Below are 15,380 nucleotides of genomic sequence, written 5' to 3' on the forward strand. Positions count from 1 at the left end.
CCTCGTCGGCGTCGCGATCGGCGGGGTGGCGCTGGGCGGTGGTGGCCCGTCCCTCGCGGCGCGGGCGGCCGCGGGCGTGCTGCTGTTCGGCGGCGCGCACGCCCTGGTCGCCCGCGCGGCACCGGGCAGCCTCGGCGCGGGCGACGTGAAGCTGTCCGGCAGCCTCGGCGCGATCCTGGGCGCGGCGGGCTGGGCCGCCCTCGCGCTCGCAGCGGTCCTGGCGGCCCTGTTCAGCCTGGCCATCGCGCTCGCGTGGGGCGGCCACCGCGTGCCCCACGGTCCCGCCCTCCTCTCCGCCACCTGGCTGTGTGCCCTCTTCCCGGGTGCGCCATGACCGGAACACTCTTCGGGTCCGCCCGGCCCCCGTGACAGGATTGAGCCCATGTTGCGCTGGATCACCGCAGGTGAATCGCACGGACCCGCGCTGGCCGCCGTGCTCGAAGGCATGCCCGCCGGCGTCGGCGTCACCACCGCCGACGTCACCGAGCAGCTCGCCCGGCGCCGCCTCGGCTTCGGGCGCAGCCCGCGGATGGGCTTCGAGACCGACCACATCGACTTCCTCGGCGGCGTGCGTCACGGCCTCACCCAGGGCGGCCCGGTCGCGATCCAGATCGAGAACGCCGAGTGGCCCAAGTGGGAGCAGGTGATGGCGGCCGACCCGGTCGACCCGCAGATCCTCGAGGGCCTCGCGCGCAACGAACCGCTCACCCGGCCCCGCCCCGGCCACGCCGACCTGCCCGGCATGCAGAAGTACGGCTTCGACGAGGCCCGCCCCGTCCTCGAACGAGCCAGTGCGCGCGAGACGGCGTCGCGGACCGCGCTCGGCACCGTCGCGCGGAACTTCCTGAAGCAGCTGCTCGGCGTCGAGATCCTCAGCCACGTCGTCTCGATCGGCGGCGCCGACGCTCCCGAGGGGCCGCTGCCCGTCGCCGCCGACCTGGCCGCCATTGACGAGAGCCCGGTGCGCGCCTTCAGCCAGGAAGGCACCGACGCGATGGTCGCCGAGGTCGACGCCGTGCGGAAGGCGGGCGACACCGTCGGGGGCGTGATCGAGGTCCTCGCCTACGGCCTGCCGCCGGGCCTCGGCTCCCACGTCCACTGGGACCGCCGGCTCGACGCCCGGCTCGCCGGCGCGTTGATGGGCGTCCAGGCGATGAAGGGCGTCGAGGTCGGCGACGGCTTCACCACCGCCCGCCGCTGGGGCAGCCAGGCGCACGACGAGATCGACCGCGGCACCGGCCCGGTCGGCGTCACCCGCCGGTCCAACCGCGCGGGCGGCCTCGAAGGCGGCATCACCAACGGCGAGCCGCTGCGGGTGCGCGTCGCGATGAAGCCGATCTCGACCGTCCCCAAAGCACTGTCCACTGTGGACGTCAAGACCGGCGAGCCCGCCGTCGCCATCCACCAGCGGTCCGACGTCTGCGCGGTGCCCCGGGCCGGGGTCGTGCTGGAGTCGGTCGTGTCGCTCGTCCTCGCCGACGCCGCGCTCGAGAAGTTCGGCGGCGACTCCCTCGTCGAGAGCAAGCGCAACGCCGAGGCGTACCTGAAGGCCCTCGAGGAGCGCTGGTGAGCCCTCGCGCGGTGATCGTCGGCCCGCCCGGCTCGGGCAAGAGCACGGTCGGCCCGCTGCTGGCGGCCGCGCTCGGCGTCGAGTTCCGGGACAGCGACGACGACATCGTCGCTCGCGACGGCCGCAGCATCGCCGACATCTTCGCGGAAGACGGCGAAGCCGCTTTCCGCGCGCTGGAAGAAGAAGCGGTCGCCACCGGGCTGGCGGAGCACGACGGCGTGCTCTCCCTCGGCGGCGGCGCCCCGCTCACTCCCGGCACCCGGGCCCGGCTGGGCGAGCACACCGTCGTGTTCCTCAACGTCGGCCTGGCCGCCGGGGTGCAGCGCACCGGTCTTTCGAGTGCGCGGCCGCTGCTGGCCGGGGTGAACCCCCGCGCCACGTTCAAGAAACTGCTCGACGAACGGGTGCCCGTCTATCGCGAGGTCGCCACCGTCGAAGTCGTCACCGACGACCGGACGCCCCCCGAGATCGTCGCGGGCCTCGCGGCCGAACTCGTCGTCCCCGCCGAAGCCAAGGAGTGAGTCACCCCGTGTCCGATCCGGTGCGCATCCCCGTCGCCACCGCCCGTCCCTACGACGTCGTGGTCGGCCGCGGCCTGCTCGGCGACCTCACCGCGCAGCTCGCCGACGCCTCGAAGATCGCGCTGGTCCACCCGCCGACGCTGACGACCACGGCCGAGGCCATCCGCGAGGAGCTGATCGCGGCCGGGCTCGACGCGCACCGCGTCGAGATCCCCGACGCCGAGGACGGCAAGGCGCTCACCGTCGCGAGCTTCTGCTGGGAGGTGCTCGGCCGGATCGGGCTGGACCGCCGCGGCGTCGTGGTCGGTCTCGGCGGCGGCGCCGTCACCGACCTCGCCGGGTTCGTCGCGGGTACGTGGATGCGCGGCGTCCGGCTGGTCAACGTCCCGACGACGCTGCTCGGCATGGTCGACGCCGCGGTCGGCGGCAAGACCGGCATCAACACCGAGGCGGGCAAGAACCTCGTCGGGGTGTTCCACGAGCCGAGCGCGGTGTTCGTCGACCTCGCGACGCTGGAGACGCTGCCGCCGAACGAGCTCGTCGCCGGGATGGCCGAGGTCGTGAAGACGGGCTTCATCGCCGACCCGCGGATCCTCGAGCTGATCGAGGCCGACCCGGCCGGCGCGCTCGACGCGAGCGGCGACGTGCTGGCCGAGCTGGTCCGGCGGTCGATCCAGGTCAAGGCCGACGTCGTGGCCGCCGACCTGCGCGAGTCCGACCTGCGGGAGATCCTCAACTACGGCCACACCCTCGGCCACGCCATCGAGCGCCGCGAGCGGTACCGGTGGCGCCACGGCGCCGCGGTGAGCGTCGGGCTGGTGTTCGCCGCCGAGCTGGCGCGGCTGGCCGGGCGGCTCGACGACGCCACCGCCGAGCGCCACGCCGCCGTGCTGAAGCTGCTCGGCCTGCCGACTACCTACGACGCCGACGCGCTGCCCCAGCTGCTGGAAACCATGAAGGGCGACAAAAAAACCCGCTCCGGAGTGCTGCGGTTCGTCGTCCTCGACGCGCTGGGCAAACCCGGCCGGCTCGAGGGCCCGGACCCGGCGCTGCTCGCGGCCGCGTACTCGGCGATCGCCGCCGACGCCCCCAAGGCCGGCGGGAGCGTGCTGCTGTGAAGGCGTTCGTGTTCAACGGCCCCAACCTGGGCCGGCTCGGCAAGCGCGAGCCGTCGGTCTACGGCTCGGCCACCCACGACGACCTCGCCGCGCTGTGCGTCAAGGCCGGCGAGGAGCTGGGGATCGAGGTCGAGGTCCGGCAGACCGACCACGAAGGCGAACTGGTCGGCTGGTTGCACGAAGCCGCGGACGGCGGGAACCCGGTGGTGCTCAACGCCGGCGCGTGGACGCACTACTCGATCGCGGTGCGCGACGCCGCGGCGCAGCTGGCCGCGCCGCTGATCGAGCTGCACATCTCGAACGTGCACAAGCGGGAGGCGTTCCGGCACCACAGCGTGCTGTCGGACATCGCGACCGCGGTGATCGCCGGCCTCGGCGTCGACGGTTACCCGCTCGCCCTGCGGTGGCTCGCCGCGCACCCGGGATGACGCTGCCGTCACTGACCACGGCGCGGCTGAAGCTGCGGCAGCTGGTCGAGACCGACCGCGAAGCCGTCGTGAAGGTGTTCTCCGACCCGGAGATGAGCCGGTTCTTCGCCGCGGACTTCGCCGACCCGGCCGCGGCGAACGCGATGGTCGACCGCCGCCTGGCCTACCGCGGCCCGGCCGGCCAGGGCCACTGGGTGATCGAGCGTGACGGCGAGGTGATCGGCGTCGCGCACCTGCGCCCGTCTTGGGAGCTGCCCGGCGGAGTGGCCGAACTGGGCTACTACGTCGCGAGCGCGCACGCGGGGCAGGGCCTGGCGACCGAAGCCGCCCGGGCGGTGCTGGACCACGGCCTCGACGCGCTCGGGCTGCCGGCGGTGTGGGCGCTGGTGCACGAGAACAACGCGGCGAGCCGGAAGGTGGCGGCCCGGCTGGGCTTCCTGGACGTCGGCAGCGGCATCCACTACGGCGACCTGCACCGGGTGCTCGTGTCCCTGGCGCCGGTGGCCGGGCGGCCGCACCACGTCGAGCTGTGGGTGCCGGACCTCGCCGAGGCCGAGCGGAGCTGGGGCTGGCTGCTCGGCGAGCTGGGGTGGACGGAGTTCCAGCGCTGGCCGGCGGGTGTCAGCTGGCGGCGCGGCGGGACGTACGTCGTGGTGGAGGCGTCGCCGGCGATGAGCGCGCCGGCGCACGAGCGCACGCGGCCGGGCCTGAACCACCTGGCGCTGCACGGGGGAACGCGGGCCCAGGTCGACGCCCTGGCCGAGCGCGCGGCCGGCCACGGGTGGCGCCCGCTGTTCGGCGATCGGTACCCGTACGCGGGCGGGGAAGCGCACTACGCGGCTTATCTCGAGAACGACGCCGGTTTCGAGGTGGAGCTGGTCGCGCTCGACGGCCCGCCGGCCGCCCCGCAAACGTCTTGAATGAGTCATTCAGGTCTTCCAGCGTCTTGAATGACTCATTCAAGACGTCGCAGTCTCCGTCGGCGCGGACCCCGGTCACCGCCTGCGCGGGTCGTCACCGGGTCTGACCGGCCCGGACTCCGGAAACCCTTGCCCCGCCCGCGATCTTGCCCACGATCGAAGGACCGCCGACCAGGTGTGCCGTCACTCGGACAGGTTGCGTCTCGCTACACTCCGGTGCCGTGCGCCCGTTTCGTCGTGGGGGTCGGCGACCCGCTCGTGCCCTGCTCGCCAGTGTCCTGGCCGGGCTGCTCGTCGCGGGGTGCACCGAGGGTTACGCCCAGCCCCAGGCGGCCGGGGACAAGCCGGCCATCGCGGGCGGGAAGTCCGCCTCCCCGCCGCGGCCCGTCGACGTCAAGCTCGCTTCGGGTGACCCCCGGGAGAGTGGCGGTGTGCTCGCCGCCGGTGGGGCGGATGCCGTCTACAACTACGGACCGTCGGTCATGCTCGACCGCGGGCAGACCCGGATGTGGTGGTGCAGCCAGTACGGCGGCGCCGGGCCCGCCGGTGACGACATCCTCTACGCCCGGGCCCAGTCGATCGACGGGCCGTTCGCCGGGCCCGGCGGCGGGATCCCGGCCGCCGTCTTCTCCGGCGCGCCCGGGCAGTTCGACGGCATGCACACCTGCGACCCGTCGGTGCTGCGCGTCGGCACGACCTACTACCTCTACTACACCGGCGCGGCCGGTGACCACGCGCTCGGCAACGCCGTCGGGCTCGCGACCAGCCCGGACGGCGTGCACTGGACCCGCGCGGCGGGCGGGAAGCCGATCCTCGGGCCGTCGCACGACGTGCACCGCGCCAACGTCTACGGCGCCGGCCAGCCCTCGGCCGTCTACCTCGACGGCTGGTTCTACCTGATGTTCACCGACACCACCGGCCGCGCCGCGGCCTGGAACGGCGCCGGGCAGTTCGTGCTCCGGTCGCACGACCCCGCGTTCGGGTCCGGGGTGCAGGCCCTCGACGTCGGCGGGTTCGTGCCGGTGGCCACGACTTCCGCGCCGCGCGGCCGGTCGGTGGTCGAGGGGTTCAGCGCCGACCTGATGTGGGTGGGGGCGCTCGACGCGTTCGTCATCGCGCACGAAACCGACACCGGGACGACGCTGACGTTCTGGACGGCGGACTTCGCCGAGAACCCGTACCGGCCGGTCGTCATCCCGGGCCCGTGGAAGGAAGGGCCGGGGCTGGTGCGCCGCGCGGACGGGCACGCGCCGCTGTCGTCGGCCGCCCCGTGCGACCGGGTGCCGTTCGACGTCGTGCGGGCCACCGCGATCGGCGGCGCCGGCGCGCCGACCGCCCTGCGCCACTTCGGGCTCGACCTCGTGGGCAGCCAGGCCTGCGCGAGCCCGGGCCGGGTCGCCGCGACGTTCGACGGCGTGACGATGCCGTCGCCGGACCGGACGATGGACCTGGTCCGCGCCGGGCAGCGGGTGCGGGTCGACCGGCGCGGGGTCGCCGCGGCGCTGGCCGGCGAGCTGCTGGAGAAGGAACCGCCCGAGGTGGCGGCGCTCCCGGTGGCGACGCGGCTGCGCTCGGGCGCCGAGGCGGTCCAGGCGCCGGGCCGCGGGCTCGCCCTGGTCCTCGACGACCGCCGGCTGTGGTGGGTACCGGACGCCGGAATCCTCGCCGGCAACGGTTCGGCGGCACGCCCGGTGACCGACGCCCGGTGGGACGGCTTCCCGCAGGGCACCTCCCTGGTCGGCTGAAGCCGGGACGCGGCGCGGTCAGGCGCGGGGTTCCTCGCTGCGCGGCCGAATCCGGGGAGACGGCCGTCGCGGGGGTTCCTCGTTCGGCGTCCGGCCCCGGCGGCGAGGCCGGGGCGAGAGTTCCTCGTCCGCAGCCCGGCGGCGCGGTCGCGGCGCCGGTGACGGCGAAGGCGAAGCTACCTCGCCGTCGTCCTCCGACTCCGACGGCTGACTCCGCCCGATCCGCCCGCCCACGAACAGCCCGAGCCCCGCGGGGATCAGCACCAGCAGCGCCGAGAACGCGGCCCCGCCGGTCAGCGCCCCGCCCAGCTCGGACACGCCCGTCTGGTCGACGAAAACCGCCCGCCCGATCACGTACAGGATCCCCGACACGACCCCCGTCACCAGCGCCGCGATGAACCACGCGCGGCCGCGGTCCGGAAGGCCCCGCCACGCGTCCAGCGCGCTCCACAGCGCCGCCGCGCCGACCAGGACCGCCAGCGCGACCGACACCACGAGCGTCTGGTCCGTCGGGTGGTACACGGCGTACTTGGCCAGCAGCGTCAGCGCGACGCCGTGGAGCACCGCCATCCCGAGTCCGCGGATCACCCAAGCACTCATCCTGCGGAGTCTAGGCCAGGTTACTGGCGAGTCGCTTGACCAGCGCCCACTAGGCTGGACCCGTGCCCGAAACCCATGGACGACGCCGGGCGGCGCTGCGCGGGCTTCTGACCGAAGCCGGTGTCGACGCGCTGCTGGTCACCGATCTGCTCAACATCCGCTACCTCACCGGGTTCACCGGCTCGAACGCCGCCGTGCTGCTGCACGCCGAGGGCGACGGGAAGACGCTCTTCTGCACCGACGGCCGCTACACGACCCAGTCGGCCGCCGAGGTGCCCGACCTGGACAAGGTCGTCGACCGGGCCAGCGCCGCCGCGCTCGTCGCGAAGGCCGCGAAGGACACCAAGACCTACGGGCGGGTCGGTTTCGAGAGCCAGCACATGAGCGTCGAGGAGTACGAAGCGCTCTCCACGAAAGTGTCGCTGACGAGGACTCCCGGACTCATCGAGCAGCTGCGCCTGGTGAAGGACGAAGCCGAGATCGAGGCACTGCGCCAGGCCTGTGCCGCCGCCGACCGGGCGCTGGACGACCTCGTCGCCGCCGGGGGTCTGCGCCCCGGGCGGACCGAGCTGGACGTCGCCCGTGACCTGGAGAACCGGATGCTGGAGCACGGCTCGGAGGCGCTCAGCTTCGCCTCCATCATCGCCGCCGGCGCGCACTCGGCCATCCCGCACCACCGGCCCACGCACGCCGGCTTGAAGCGCGGCGACTTCGTCAAGATGGACTTCGGCGCGACCGTCGACGGCTACCACTCCGACATGACCCGCACCTTCGTCCTCGGCGAACCCGCGGACTGGCAGCGGGAGGTCTACGACCTCGTGCACGCGGCCCAGGCGGCCGGCGTCGACGCCGTCGTGCCGGGCGCCGAGGTGTCCGAAGTGGACGCCGCGGCGCGCAAGGTGATCGCCGACGCCGGGCACGGCGAGCACTTCGCGCACGGCCTCGGACACGGCGTCGGCCTGCAGATCCACGAGGCACCGAGCTTCGCCGCGACGGGCGTCGGTACACTGTCCGCCGGTATGGCGGTCACCGTCGAGCCCGGCGTCTACCTCGCGGGGCGCGGTGGCGTGCGCATCGAGGACACGCTCGTCGTGCGGGCTGGGGAGCCCGAACTCCTCACCCTGAGCACCAAGAACCTCGTGGTCGTCTGACGGCGGCCCCGAACCGTAGATCGACACAGGAGACTGCAAGCTCGTGGCCACCACCAACGACCTGAAGAACGGGCTCGTCCTCAACCTCGAGGGCCAGCTGTGGACCGTCACCGCGTTCCAGCACGTCAAGCCGGGCAAGGGCGGTGCCTTCGTGCGCACGACCCTCAAGCACGTGCTCACCGGCAAGGTGGTCGACAAGACGTTCAACGCGGGCACGAAGGTCGAGACGGCCACGGTGGACCGCCGGAACATGACCTACCTGTACAAGGACGGCCAGGACTTCGTGTTCATGGACGGCGACACCTACGACCAGATCACGGTGCTGGCCGCGGTCGTCGGCGACAACGCCGACTACATGCTCGAGAACACCGAGGTCCAGGTCGCGGTGCACGAGAACGAGGCGCTCTACGTCGAGCTCCCGACCTCGGTCGAGATCGTCATCCAGCACACCGACCCCGGCCTGCAGGGCGACCGCTCCACCGGTGGCACCAAGCCGGCGACGCTGGAGACCGGCGCGGAGATCCAGGTCCCGCTGTTCCTGTCCACCGGCGAGAAGATCAAGGTCGACACGCGCGACGGCCGTTACCTGGGCCGCGTCTCCAACTGATGCCGACGTCGAAGCCCCACCCCAACCGCGGCGGCGCGATCAGCCGGCGGCAGGCGCGTCGTCGCGCGGTGGAGATGTTGTACGAGGCCGCGCAGCGCGACACCGACGCGGTGACGCTGCTGGCCGACCGCGTCGGCGCGACCGAGGTCGACCCGATCGGGGATTACACGATCAGCCTGGTCGAGGGCGTCAACGGGCGCCGCGCGCAGATCGACGAGCTGCTGGCCGAGCACGCGCAGGGCTGGACCCTGGAGCGGATGCCGAAGGTCGACCTCGCGGTGCTGCGGATCGGGGTCTACGAGCTGCTCTGGGCCGAGGACGTGCCGGACCCGGTCGCGATCGACGAGGCCGTGGGCCTCGCGAAGGAACTGTCCACGGACGACTCGCCGCGGTTCGTCAACGGCGTGCTGGGCCGGATCGGCACGATCGCCGACCGCCTGCGCGCCGTGCTCTGAACGCAGACCACCCGTGTGCTGATGCCCCCCGACGGCTCAGTGAGCGTCTCCGGTGCCCCACCGGGGAACGCTCACTGCGTCGGCAGCACACGTTCGATCAGTCCTCCTTGGCCGGCCGCGCCTCCGGCGGGAGCACGCCCCAGTCGATGAGCTGCTCGGTGAGCTCGCCCGGGGTCATGTCGTAGATGATCGCCAGGGACCGCAGGTCCTCGGTGCGGATCGAGAGCACCTTGCCGTTGTAGTCGCCGCGCTGGCTCTGGATCGTCGCCGCGTAGCGGGCCAACGGGCCCACCTTTTCGGCCGGCAGCTGCTGCAGGCGCTCGAGGTTGATCACGATCTTGGTGGCGGGCTCCGCGCCGGAGGGGACCCGGCCCTCGGGCAGCAGCTCGACCACCGGTACGCCGTAGAAGTCGGCCAGCTCGGCCAGCTTCTGCACGGTGACGGCACGGTCGCCACGCTCGTACGAGCCGACGACGACGGCCTTCCAGCGTCCCCCGGACTTCTGCTCGACCCCGTGCAGGGACAGGCCCTGCTGCTGGCGGATCCCGCGGAGCTTGGCCCCGAGCGCCTTGGCGTAATCGCCCATCTGGTCGTTCTCCGTTCTCCACCCCCTCCCGGTCGGGGTGACCGGGCCAGGGGACTCTTCGAGTCGAATACTCAGAGTAATGGTTACGCATTGTTGTCACCAGGTCAAGCAGGAGCTTGCCGCGAATCACGCCACACCACCCGTAAGACTGAGCAAAGTGCCTGCTACTGTCGGTGCGAAAGCCCCGACCAGCAGGGGAACAGACGTCCTTTAAGGACCCGTCCGGTGAGGCGGGGAAGGAGTCCGAAGTGTCGTCACGTCCGCGTGGCGCGGCTGGTTCGGCCGGGGAGCGCGAGCTCCTGACGGCTGGCGATGTCGCGCGCACGATCGCCCGAATGGCCCATCAGGTCATCGAAAAGACCGCGAACGGTGCGGAGAGCACTACCCCGCCCGTGTTGCTCGGGATCCCCAGCCGCGGCACTCCGCTCGCGGCCCGTCTCGCCGGCAAGATCGGCGAGTTCTCCGGCGTCCGCCCGCCGACCGGCGCCCTCGACGTCACCCTCTACCGGGACGACCTCCGCCGCCGCCCGCCGCGCGCGCTCGAACAGACGCAGCTGCCCCCCGACGGCATCGACGACCGGGTGGTGATCCTGGTCGACGACGTCCTCTTCTCCGGCCGCACGATCCGGGCCGCGCTCGATGCCCTCCGTGATCACGGCCGCCCCCGCGCGGTGCAGCTGGCCGTGCTGGTCGATCGCGGCCACCGCGAGCTGCCGATCCGCGCCGACTACGTGGGCAAGAACGTGCCGACCGCCCGCACCGAGGGCGTGTCCGTCCTGCTGGCCGAAATCGACGGCCGCGACGCGGTGCTGCTCCGCCCGACCGAAGAAGTACCTGGAGAAGACTCGTGAAGCACCTCCTCGCCACCGACGGGCTGGACCCGGCGCTGGCCACGGCCGTGCTGGACACGGCCGACGAGCTGAAGCACACCCTGCTCGGCCGGGAGGTCAAGAAGCTGCCGACGCTGCGCGGCCGCACGGTGATCACCCTGTTCTACGAGAACTCGACGCGCACCCGGGTGTCGTTCGAGATCGCCGGGAAGTGGATGAGCGCGGACGTGATCAACGTCTCCGCGTCCAGCTCCTCGGTGAACAAGGGGGAGTCCCTGCGCGACACGGCCCTGACGCTGGCCGCCGCGGGCGCCGACTGCGTGATCGTCCGGCACCCCGCCAGCGGCGCCGCCCAGCGGCTCTCGGAGTGGCTCGCCGAGCCCGGCACGTCGGTGGTCAACGCCGGCGACGGCACCCACGAGCACCCGACGCAGGCGCTGCTCGACGCGGCGACCCTGCGCGAGCGCCTCGGCTCGCTCAAGGACCGGCGCGTCGCGATCGTCGGCGACGTCCTGCACAGCCGCGTCGCCCGCTCGAACATCCACCTGCTCTCGGCCCTCGGCGCGGAGGTGGTGCTGGTCGCGCCGCCGACACTGCTGCCCTACGGCGTCGAAAGCCTGCCCGTGACCGTCTCGCACGATCTGGACGCCGAGCTGCCCGCCGTCGACGCGGTCATGATGCTGCGTGTCCAGGCGGAGCGCATGCACGGGGGGTTCTTCCCGAGCGCACGCGAGTACTCGATCGCTTACGGCCTCTCGGAAAAGCGGCAGAAGCTGCTGCCGGACCACGCGGTCGTGCTGCACCCCGGCCCGATGCTGCGCGGGATGGAGATCGCGAGCGCGGTCGCCGACTCCCCGGCCTCGGCCATCACCGAACAGGTCCGCAACGGCGTCCACGTCCGCATGGCGGTCCTCTACCACCTCCTGGCCAGCGAAGGAGCCGCCGCGTGAGCACCGTGATCCAGGGCGCCCGCCCCTACGGCGAAGGTGACCCGGTCGATGTCCTGATCGAGGACGGCGTGATCACCGCGATCGGTGCGATCGACGTCCCCGAAGACGCCGAAGTGATCAACGCGAGTGGCCAGGTCCTGCTCCCCGGATTCGTCGACCTGCACACTCACCTGCGCGAACCCGGCCGCGAAGACACCGAGACGATCGAGAGCGGTTCGGCCGCGGCGGCGCTCGGCGGCTACACCGCGGTGTTCGCCATGGCCAACACCGACCCGGTCGCCGACAACGCCGTGATCGTCGACCACGTGTGGCGGCGCGGGCAGGAGGTCGGCCTGGTCGACGTCCACCCGGTCGGCGCGGTCACCGTCGGGCTCAAGGGCGAGAAGCTCGCCGAGCTGGGCACGATGGCGAACTCGCAGGCGCAGGTCAAGGTCTTCTCCGACGACGGCCTCTGCGTCGCCGACCCGCTGTTGATGCGCCGCGCGCTGGAGTACTCGACCGCCCTCGACGTCGTCATCGCGCAGCACGCCGAGGAGCCGCGGCTGACCGTCGGCGCGCAGGCGCACGAAGGCGAACGCGCGGCCCGGCTCGGCTACACCGGCTGGCCGGCCGCCGCGGAAGAGTCCATCGTGGCCCGTGACTGCCTCCTGGCGCTGCACGCCAAGGCGCGGCTGCACGTCTGCCACGTGTCCACTTCGGGCACCGCCGACGTCCTGCGCTGGGCGAAAGATCGCGGCACCAAGGTGTCGGCCGAGGTCACGCCGCACCACCTGCTGCTCACCGACGAACGGCTGGCCACCTACGACCCGGTCAACAAGGTGAACCCGCCGCTGCGCACGCAGTCCGACGCCGAGAAGCTGCGGACCGCGCTGGCCGAGGGCGTCATCGACTGCGTCGCGACCGACCACGCGCCGCACGCCGTTCAGGACAAGGACACCGAGTGGACCGCGGCCCGGCCGGGCATGCTCGGGCTGCAGACGGCACTGTCCATCGTGGCCGAGACCATGGTCCGCACCGGGCTGCTCGACTGGCGCGGTGTCGCCCGCGTGATGAGCGAGCGGCCCGCCGAGATCGGCAACCTCGCCGACCAGGGCCGCCCGATCGAGGTCGGCGAACCGGCGAACCTGACCCTGGTCGACCCGGACGCCGAGTGGACGGTCCGGGGCGCGGAGCTGGCCAGCATCGCCGCCAACACCCCGTACGAGGGAATGCGGCTCCCCGGTGTGGTGACCGCGACGCTGCTGCGCGGGCGGCTCACCGCGCGGGACGGGAAGGTCTGCTGATGGAACGCCTTTGGCTGGTGCTGGCGATCGTCGCCTTCTTCCTGCTCTGCCTCTGGGGCATGTACGTCGGCTGGCGGCGCAAGGCGCGCTCGCAGAGCGTGCAGGTGCCGCCGTTCCCCGCCATCCCCGAAGACCTCGGTGACGCGCTGCTGGAGTCCACCGGCGTCTACGTCGCCACGACGTTCGCGGGGGAGTGGCAGAACCGGGTCGTCACGCGCGGCGCGGGGCTGCGCACCGGCGCGGTCCTGCGGCTGCACGAAAGCGGCGTCGCGGTCGAACGCGGGGGAGCGCCCGACTTCTGGATCCCGCGCGACGCCGTCACCGGCGTCCGGCGCGACTCGAAGATCGCCGGGAAGGTGATGGGCACCGACGCGCTGCTGGTGCTCACGTGGCGCGCCGGCGAAACCGAGCTCGACACCGGCTTCCGCGGCGACGACCTCGACGACTATCCACAGTGGATCGAACAGCTCAAGATCAAGGGAGGTGCCCAGTGAACGCGCGCGCTCAGGCCGCACTGGTACTCGAAGACGGCCGGGTGTTCCGCGGCGCCGCCTACGGCGCGCGGGGGCGAAGCCTCGGCGAGGCGGTGTTCTGCACCGGCATGACCGGCTACCAGGAGACGCTGACCGACCCGTCCTACCACGGGCAGATCGTGGTGCAGACCGCGCCGCAGATCGGCAACACCGGCTGGAACGACGAGGACGACGAGTCGTCGAAGATCTGGGTCAACGGCTACGTGGTGCGCGACCCCGCGCGCACGCCGTCCAACTGGCGCTCGAAGCGCACGCTGGACGACGAGCTGGTGCGCCAGGGCGTCGTCGGCATCGCCGAGGTCGACACCCGCTCGCTGACGCGGCACCTGCGCGAGCTGGGCGCGATGCGCGCCGGGGTGTTCTCCGGCGACGCGCTGGGCACCGTCGACGAGATGGTCGCGGAGGTCCTGGCGAGCCCGAAGATGGAGGGCGCCGACCTGGCCGGCCAGGTCACCACGCCTCGCCCCTACGTGGTCTCGCCTGCCGGCGAGACGCGTTTCCGGGTGGTCGCCCTCGACCTGGGCATCAAGTCCAACACCCCGCGCCAGCTGATCAAGCGGGGCATCGAGGTGCACGTCCTGCCTTCGACGTCGTCGTTGGACGAGCTCCTGGCGATCGAGCCGGACGGCGTGTTCCTGTCCAACGGCCCGGGCGACCCGGCCACCACGGTGCACGCGACCGAGCTGACCCAGCAGGTCCTGGGCCGCGAGATCCCGCTGTTCGGCATCTGCTTCGGCAACCAGGTCCTGGGCCGCGCGCTCGGCCTCGGGACGTACAAGATGCGCTACGGCCACCGCGGCATCAACATCCCGGTGATCGACGTCGCCACGAAGTCGGTGGCGATCACGGCGCAGAACCACGGTTTCGCCCTGGAAGGCGAGCCCGGGCAGCGCTTCGAGTCGCCTTTCGGCGCGGCTCAGGTAAGCCACTACTGCGCCAACGACGGCGCGGTCGAGGGCCTGCGGGCGTTCGACGTCCCGGCGTTCTCGGTCCAGTACCACCCCGAGGCGGCGGCCGGCCCGCACGACGCGGCCCCCCTGTTCGACGATTTCGTTTCGCTCATGGAGAAGCGGTCGTGACACTCACGACCGGCATCGAGCGGATCCGGATCCGGAACTACCGGGTGCTCCGGGACGTCGAGCTGGACGGTCTGACGCCGGTCACCGTGCTGATCGGCCCCAACGGTAGCGGCAAATCCACGGTGCTCGATGCGATCGATTTCGTTTTCGAGGCCGTGACCAGCGGACTGGCTGAAGCATGGGGGCGCCGGGGCGGTCTGGCCGGCATCCTGAGTCGGGATGCCGGTGGGCCTGTCGAGATCGAACTCGGCAGTCGGCTCTGGGCAGGACTTTTCGTCTATCACTTGGTCATCGGAGAACGAGACAGCTCCGCGGAAGTCCTGGCGGAAAAGCTGTCCTGGCGGAGTGACGAGGACAGCGAAGCGTTCGACTTGCTCGACATCAGAGACGGCCGCGGAACTGTTCACCGGCCGGGTGTTGCCGCAGTGGATGAACAATTCACAGCGCCGGACATCCTCGGAGCCGATACGTTCGGGCGCTTCGCGGCCAATGTGGAGATCGCCGCCTTCCGCCGCTTTGCCGCTCGAGTCCGGCTCGCGGGCGGTGATGCCGGACGCCTGCGCCTGCCTTCGGCGCAGGACTCTGTTGCAGTGCTGCTGACCGACGGCCCGGAGACGGGGCTCTATCCGTTGTCGCACGCCTCATTGGCCGATGACATCCGAGCGTACGCCGAGACCAGCCAGGTCATCGCTGCCACTCATTCTCCGGGCGTTGTGAATGCTTCGCGGCTGGATGAAGTCTGGATGGTGCACCGCGACGGTTGTGACCGCGTGCAGGTACAGCGTGCGGCGGACCTTCCCCGGCTGGTCGCGATGGCGGGCCCTGGTGCGTTACTCGGCGACCTGTGGCTCGAAGGGTTCTTCGACGTCGGCGATCCGTTGGCAAGGCGGCAATGAACCGGCTGGGCGCAGAAGTGCCGGACGTTCGTGGCCGCGCGCCCCACCTGGACATCGAGAACAACCGATCCAAAAGCTTTCAGGTCTTCCGCGACGGCTTGCGGCGCC

At 72.1% G+C, this 15,380-nt stretch carries 17 protein-coding genes and 1 pseudogene; 16 read left to right on the forward strand and 2 right to left on the reverse strand.

All coding sequences use genetic code 11. The features are described from left to right. The 7 genes and pseudogenes from AB0N03_RS49480 to AB0N03_RS49510 all read left to right on the forward strand — a co-directional run. A pseudogene (locus tag AB0N03_RS49480) lies at positions 1-334 on the forward strand (prepilin peptidase); the annotation flags it as partial. Between the two features lie 48 nt (positions 335-382). Further along, positions 383-1,570, forward strand: coding sequence for a chorismate synthase (gene aroC / locus AB0N03_RS49485; RefSeq protein ID WP_364388003.1), 1,188 nt, complete (start codon positions 383-385; stop codon positions 1,568-1,570). Beyond that, positions 1,567-2,091 (forward strand): shikimate kinase, encoded by a 525-nt coding sequence (locus AB0N03_RS49490; protein ID WP_364388005.1) that lies wholly within the window; start codon positions 1,567-1,569, stop codon positions 2,089-2,091. The genes aroC and AB0N03_RS49490 overlap by 4 nt, the downstream gene beginning before the upstream one ends. 8 nt (positions 2,092-2,099) lie before the next feature. Continuing rightward, complete coding sequence (aroB, locus tag AB0N03_RS49495; RefSeq protein WP_364388007.1) at positions 2,100-3,209, forward strand: 3-dehydroquinate synthase; 1,110 nt, start codon at positions 2,100-2,102, stop codon at positions 3,207-3,209. Then, a complete protein-coding gene (gene aroQ / locus AB0N03_RS49500; protein ID WP_364388009.1) occupies positions 3,206-3,637 on the forward strand; it encodes a type II 3-dehydroquinate dehydratase in 432 nt (143 codons plus the stop codon). The genes aroB and aroQ overlap by 4 nt, the downstream gene beginning before the upstream one ends. Continuing rightward, positions 3,634-4,557 carry a GNAT family N-acetyltransferase gene (locus AB0N03_RS49505; RefSeq protein ID WP_364388011.1) on the forward strand — a complete coding sequence of 308 codons (924 nt, stop codon included), beginning with the start codon at positions 3,634-3,636 and terminating at the stop codon, positions 4,555-4,557. Before aroQ ends, AB0N03_RS49505 begins: the two co-directional genes overlap by 4 nt. Positions 4,558-4,820: 263 nt before the next feature. Next, complete coding sequence (locus tag AB0N03_RS49510) at positions 4,821-6,302, forward strand: beta-xylosidase (protein WP_364388050.1); 1,482 nt, start codon at positions 4,821-4,823, stop codon at positions 6,300-6,302. Positions 6,303-6,320: 18 nt separating this feature from the next. Here AB0N03_RS49510 and AB0N03_RS49515 read toward each other — a convergent pair whose 3' ends face one another. Further along, complete coding sequence (locus AB0N03_RS49515) at positions 6,321-6,902, reverse strand: B-4DMT family transporter (protein WP_364388013.1); 582 nt, start codon at positions 6,900-6,902, stop codon at positions 6,321-6,323. Between the two features lie 62 nt (positions 6,903-6,964). Here AB0N03_RS49515 and AB0N03_RS49520 point away from each other — a divergent pair, with 62 nt between their 5' ends. Genes AB0N03_RS49520 through nusB form a run of 3 tightly spaced genes read left to right on the forward strand, consistent with a single transcriptional unit; the run spans position 6,965 to position 9,115 of the window. Then, complete coding sequence (locus AB0N03_RS49520; protein WP_364388015.1) at positions 6,965-8,053, forward strand: Xaa-Pro peptidase family protein; 1,089 nt, start codon at positions 6,965-6,967, stop codon at positions 8,051-8,053. 43 nt (positions 8,054-8,096) lie between these two features. After that, positions 8,097-8,660 carry an elongation factor P gene (gene efp, locus AB0N03_RS49525; protein WP_364388017.1) on the forward strand — a complete coding sequence of 188 codons (564 nt, stop codon included), beginning with the start codon at positions 8,097-8,099 and terminating at the stop codon, positions 8,658-8,660. After that, complete coding sequence (nusB, locus tag AB0N03_RS49530) at positions 8,660-9,115, forward strand: transcription antitermination factor NusB (protein ID WP_364388018.1); 456 nt, start codon at positions 8,660-8,662, stop codon at positions 9,113-9,115. Before efp ends, nusB begins: the two co-directional genes overlap by 1 nt. Positions 9,116-9,212: 97 nt before the next feature. On the opposite strand, the gene AB0N03_RS49535 is transcribed toward nusB, so the two are convergent. After that, entirely contained in the window at positions 9,213-9,701 is a 489-nt protein-coding gene (locus AB0N03_RS49535) for a transcriptional regulator (RefSeq protein ID WP_020422358.1), read from the reverse strand. 248 nt (positions 9,702-9,949) lie between these two features. On the opposite strand from AB0N03_RS49535, the gene pyrR reads away from it, so the two are divergent. Genes pyrR through AB0N03_RS49565 form a run of 6 tightly spaced genes read left to right on the forward strand, consistent with a single transcriptional unit; the run spans position 9,950 to position 15,272 of the window. Then, positions 9,950-10,552 carry a bifunctional pyr operon transcriptional regulator/uracil phosphoribosyltransferase PyrR gene (pyrR, locus tag AB0N03_RS49540; protein ID WP_364388020.1) on the forward strand — a complete coding sequence of 201 codons (603 nt, stop codon included), beginning with the start codon at positions 9,950-9,952 and terminating at the stop codon, positions 10,550-10,552. Then, complete coding sequence (locus AB0N03_RS49545; protein ID WP_364388022.1) at positions 10,549-11,481, forward strand: aspartate carbamoyltransferase catalytic subunit; 933 nt, start codon at positions 10,549-10,551, stop codon at positions 11,479-11,481. The genes pyrR and AB0N03_RS49545 overlap by 4 nt, the downstream gene beginning before the upstream one ends. Next, the gene (locus AB0N03_RS49550; protein ID WP_364388024.1) at positions 11,478-12,764 is read left to right on the forward strand and encodes a dihydroorotase; all 1,287 of its coding nucleotides are present in this window, start codon (positions 11,478-11,480) and stop codon (positions 12,762-12,764) included. Before AB0N03_RS49545 ends, AB0N03_RS49550 begins: the two co-directional genes overlap by 4 nt. Beyond that, entirely contained in the window at positions 12,764-13,258 is a 495-nt protein-coding gene (locus AB0N03_RS49555) for a transporter (protein WP_364388026.1), read from the forward strand. The genes AB0N03_RS49550 and AB0N03_RS49555 overlap by 1 nt, the downstream gene beginning before the upstream one ends. Continuing rightward, entirely contained in the window at positions 13,255-14,376 is a 1,122-nt protein-coding gene (carA, locus tag AB0N03_RS49560) for a glutamine-hydrolyzing carbamoyl-phosphate synthase small subunit (RefSeq protein ID WP_364388028.1), read from the forward strand. Before AB0N03_RS49555 ends, carA begins: the two co-directional genes overlap by 4 nt. After that, positions 14,373-15,272: an AAA family ATPase gene (locus AB0N03_RS49565; protein WP_364388030.1), complete on the forward strand. Its 900-nt coding sequence runs from the start codon at positions 14,373-14,375 to the stop codon at positions 15,270-15,272. Before carA ends, AB0N03_RS49565 begins: the two co-directional genes overlap by 4 nt. Positions 15,273-15,380 lie beyond the last annotated feature (108 nt).

This window comes from Amycolatopsis sp. NPDC051061 (assembly GCF_040682935.1).
Taxonomy (GTDB): Bacteria; Actinomycetota; Actinomycetes; order Mycobacteriales; family Pseudonocardiaceae; genus Amycolatopsis.

Excerpts from the sequence above, each read along its gene's own strand:
- aroC (WP_364388003.1), top strand. The coding sequence starts at position 383 with ATGTTGCGCTGGATCACCGCAGGTGAATCGCACGGACCCGCGCTGGCC.
- AB0N03_RS49505 (WP_364388011.1), top strand. The coding sequence starts at position 3,634 with ATGACGCTGCCGTCACTGACCACGGCGCGGCTGAAGCTGCGGCAGCTG.
- AB0N03_RS49515 (WP_364388013.1), bottom strand. The coding sequence starts at position 6,902 with ATGAGTGCTTGGGTGATCCGCGGACTCGGGATGGCGGTGCTCCACGGC.
- nusB (WP_364388018.1), top strand. The coding sequence starts at position 8,660 with ATGCCGACGTCGAAGCCCCACCCCAACCGCGGCGGCGCGATCAGCCGG.
- AB0N03_RS49535 (WP_020422358.1), bottom strand. The coding sequence starts at position 9,701 with ATGGGCGATTACGCCAAGGCGCTCGGGGCCAAGCTCCGCGGGATCCGC.
- AB0N03_RS49555 (WP_364388026.1), top strand. The coding sequence starts at position 12,764 with ATGGAACGCCTTTGGCTGGTGCTGGCGATCGTCGCCTTCTTCCTGCTC.